Below are 3,989 nucleotides of genomic sequence, written 5' to 3' on the forward strand. Positions count from 1 at the left end.
TTCCCGCGAGGCGCGCGACCGGAACGGCCCGGTAAGGGCCGACCAGATGAGTTGGAGCAACTCCACCATGCGGGAGAACATCAACCGATTCGACGCGGCGCGCCAGCCGGATAGATTTTACGGTAGGCTTCCGCTGATCTTTGATGATGGCATTGAGCGGCGACGCTCACTGAAACGTGCTTCGCGTCGATTTTGACGGGTGCCACTTTTCGGACTTTTTCAACAAAATCAGCCCTTTGAAGACATTCCGACATGGGCTCAGCCGCCATCGACACCGGACTTTTGCAAGCATCTTTTTCGCACCGCTAGGCGCTGAAAGTAATGGGTTAGCGCTTTTTCCGAAAGTGTTGGCTTTTGCAAAGGAGCACGCCCGTAAGCGCAGCCTTTAAATCGTCACCTGAATGGGTACCGTGTAAGCAGATAAGGATTTTTTTGATGGATGACGCCACGCCCCTCGCCGAATTGAGAACCGAGCTGGAAAATCTCCGGCGCGAACTCCCTTTCGCCAACGCCCGCTATGACGAGTTACAGCATCGCGTGAGAAACGAATTTCAGGTGTTTTTGTCATCGTTTAAAGCGCAAGAAAGGAACGCTAATACACCCTCTTCATGTAGTCAGTGCATCTCACGAATGTGGAGCGTTGCCGCACTTCACCAAAAGCTCGACAGATCTTCCTCCCCAGTCGAGATGGCCGTTTATTTACGGTCCATGTCGGAGCTTTTTAATAAGGCATTCGGCGGTCCCGTTAATTTTACCACATTAGTCCAGCCAAACTTGTATCTCGATACTCGGCCCGCGACGGGCGTAGGACAATTCTTCTGTGAAGCTGCGATGAATGCGATCAAACACGGCTTCCCCGACGGTTCGAGCGGCCATGTAATGGCCAAACTTCGTGTCTTCGGCAATAATCTTGAATTGATCGTAGCAAACGACGGCGCGGCTTTTGACCTAAAGACCGTGCCGCAGAACGGTTTCCACGCCCTGAAAGACATCGCTAGTCAATTGAACGGTGAGTTTCACCTAGAACCGATGCAAGAAGGCATGCAAGTCCGGTTGACCGTTTTCGACATGAATCGGCCGTTCGCAAGTGCAGATTTATCAGTGTTCACGTTCGAAGTTGTTCGGCAAGGCGAGGCGCCTGTCATTGCTGACGTTCTCGTGCTGCCCGATAAACGCGCTATTTGGTGCCATGCAGAAGCTCTGGCTCTTCGCCTCCCAAACAGGGGCAGCGCGTTTATTCGAGTCAAAAATTTCAAGGGCGAGACCATCATTCGAACCGGCGTCGCCACTGCGCTTGCTTCGATTGAAATGTGTTCATGCGTGGCCTGCCCCCTTAAAAGAGCGTTAGTAGAGCGCCAGGTCCCCAGCCGGGCGTCACGCCGCGACTGATTTTGGCTTTCAAATGCAATCAGTGTGACGGAGGCACCCTCAGGTTAACTTTTGGCTGGCGGTTTGATGGCTATTCTCGATCCATGCCCCATGCTCGCGATCCACTCTATCGTCGCCATCGCTTCCCTGCCGAGGTGATCGGCTATGCCGTTTGGCTGTATTTTCGGTTTCCACTGAGCCTGCGGATGATCGAAGAAATGCTGGCCGTTCGGGGGATCATCGTCAGCCCTGAAACGATTCGTTGCTGGGCAGAGAAGCTCGGTCGGGAATTCTCCAATCGCATTCGTCGCCGCGCGCCGATCCGTGGCGATAAATGGCATCTCGACGAGGTCGTCATCACGATCGCTGGCAAGAAACATTGGCTCTGGCGCGCCGTCGATCAGGAAGGCTTCGTTCTCGACATCCTCGTCCAAAACCGGAGAGACCGAGGCGCCGCGCAGCGGCTCATGCGAAAGCTGTTGAAGAAGTCTACGAAAGCGCCACGCGTCATGATCACAGACAAGCTCAAATCCTATGGCGCAGCGCGCAAGGACATGGGCCTTCGTATCGAACATCGCCAACACAAGGGGCTGAACAATCGAGCGGAGAATTCTCATCAACCGACGCGGCGACGAGAGCGGATCATGAAGCGGTTCAAATCACCACGGCAGGTGCAGAAATTTCTGTCGATACACGATCAAGTCGCCAATCTTTTCCATTTTCCCCGCAATCGAGTTTCCGCCGCCAATCATCGCGCTGCGCGCGCCCGAGCCTTTGCGACCTGGGACGAGATCACAAACACCCGCCTCGTCGCATGACGCCGGCCGATCTCGATTGCCGCTTCGTTGCGCAAATGATCCCGTTAACTTGACGATGCCGCCCAGCCTGTCTCAAATCATTCGACGACGGACATTCGCATATACCCTAGGTTGCCTAGTTGAGTGCAATTAGCGCTGGCCCCTCGACTGCCTTTCCTATCTGGTCCTTTCGATGATCGTTGAACGCGTCGTGGCCGCTGACATGACATTGGCGCAAGGAACATCGCCCGCCGCGCTAGCGCGCGCGGCTTTGAGCAGAGTTTCCAAGCGGGTGAGGAATGCCTGCGGCTCCGGGGTTTTGAGATGGGTCAAAGGCGTCGCCGCGTCCCTTTCGGACCCGCTTCTGGATGGTTCCCACTGCTGCCGAGTCGACGGCACGTGATGAAGCAGCAACCTTGGCCGCGATCTGGCGTTCTGTTTGACCGATCTGCTCGCTAACTTGTGAAAACTTCGCTGTGTTTTCGCGCTGCATGCGCTCGACTTTGCCCGCTATTTCAGCGATCGCGGCGCCGGCTTCCCTCTTCACTGCGTCAAGACGCTTCTTCAAGTCCTCAAGGGCAGTGGCATCCTTCGTACTCAGGCTTCGCGCAGCAGGAATAGCTTCGACTTTGGCCTGGAGGGCACGAATTTCCTCGGCCAATTTTTGCTTCATCCGGAGGAACTCAGCGCGCTCCACGCTCTCTTGCGCCACGCTGGTCGGGTTGGGCTGGGGGTTCATGGCATAAAACTGAGACTGACCGCCAGAAAAATACGAACCTGCTACCCATGCGACGCCCGAAATGCCAGCCGCCAGAGCCGCACGTGGTCCAAAGGTTGAGAGATGTTTGAAAATTGGGGGCTGCTTTGGCGCGAAGGCCTCTTCGGCTTCCTGGCTTGACGTTGATCGTAGCGTTGCATCAGCCGCCGTTATTTTTATGTTAGACGCATTCATTTCCTGCGGGGGATCGGCGGCAACGCAGGCCACGGCAACGAGGTTGTCCACAAGACGGTGCACGTACGAGGCTCCTACGCGCGCCGAGGATGAATAACGGCGCCGAGACAAGCCTCGCGGGCATTACCTTAAATTCCGTTAAAGGTTCGCGAGCCAGAGAAGCCGCGAATTCTTACGCGTGTCCATTTTGTGGGATGAATACCGCGTCGCCGGCATTGATACATCAATGGGTGTACCTGACGGCGCAATAATCGGCCAATGAGCGGCACGTGGGGCGACCGCGTGGCGGCGTAAAACCCGGCCACATTGGCGGCTGAGCCTTTCCCGGTTTGATTCGGGAGGGCGGCCGGGGATGTTTGCGGTGGAGACCTACGCGGCGGCATTGACACGTTAATGGGCGAAATTCGGACGGATGGGTTATCGTGGCCGATGAAACCCATCTCTTACGCCCGTCACCGCTTCCCTCCCGGCGTCATCCGACATGCAATCTGGCTCTATCTTCGGTTCACCTTGAGCTATCGTGACGTCGAGGATTTGCTGGCTGAAAGAGGATTGGAAGTCAGCAATGAATCGATCCGCCACTGGGTTTTGAAGGTTGGATCAGCGATCCCCAGGAACCTCCGCAGCGCTCGACCGAAGCCTCACGATCAGTGGCATCTCGACGAGATGGTGGTCTCGATTGATGGGCAACGCATGTATATGTGGCGGGCCGTCGATAGCGAAGGCGAAGTTCTCGATGTATTGGTCCAACGAAGGCGTGACACGGCCGCCGCGCTGAAGCTGCTGAGGATATTACTCAAGAAGCAAGGATTTGCCCCGGCCGTCATTGTCACGGACAAACTCGGATCCTACGGGGCGGCGCTGCGGACCAT

At 56.0% G+C, this 3,989-nt stretch carries 5 protein-coding genes; 4 read left to right on the forward strand and 1 reads right to left on the reverse strand.

The features are described from left to right. The 3 genes from QZ964_RS16650 to QZ964_RS16660 form a co-directional block, all read left to right on the forward strand. A partial coding sequence (locus QZ964_RS16650) for a hypothetical protein (protein ID WP_292532886.1) occupies nucleotides 1-196 on the forward strand: 196 nt, incomplete at its 5' end. A 239-nt stretch (nucleotides 197-435) separates the two neighbouring features. Continuing rightward, nucleotides 436-1,389: a sensor histidine kinase gene (locus QZ964_RS16655; protein WP_292532887.1), complete on the forward strand. Its 954-nt coding sequence runs from the start codon at nucleotides 436-438 to the stop codon at nucleotides 1,387-1,389. Between the two features lie 83 nt (nucleotides 1,390-1,472). Next, on the forward strand, nucleotides 1,473-2,186 hold the full coding sequence (locus QZ964_RS16660; RefSeq protein WP_292532888.1) for an IS6 family transposase: 714 nt from the start codon (nucleotides 1,473-1,475) through the stop codon (nucleotides 2,184-2,186). Nucleotides 2,187-2,421: 235 nt separating this feature from the next. On the opposite strand, the gene QZ964_RS16665 is transcribed toward QZ964_RS16660, so the two are convergent. After that, on the reverse strand, nucleotides 2,422-3,180 hold the full coding sequence (locus QZ964_RS16665) for a hypothetical protein (protein ID WP_292532889.1): 759 nt from the start codon (nucleotides 3,178-3,180) through the stop codon (nucleotides 2,422-2,424). Nucleotides 3,181-3,546: 366 nt separating this feature from the next. Between QZ964_RS16665 and QZ964_RS16670 the strand changes: the two genes are divergently transcribed. After that, the coding region (locus QZ964_RS16670; RefSeq protein ID WP_292532891.1) for an IS6 family transposase at nucleotides 3,547-3,989 on the forward strand (443 nt) is incomplete at its 3' end.

This window comes from Methylocystis sp., from assembly GCF_021731785.1.
Taxonomy (GTDB): Bacteria; Pseudomonadota; Alphaproteobacteria; order Rhizobiales; family Beijerinckiaceae; genus Methylocystis.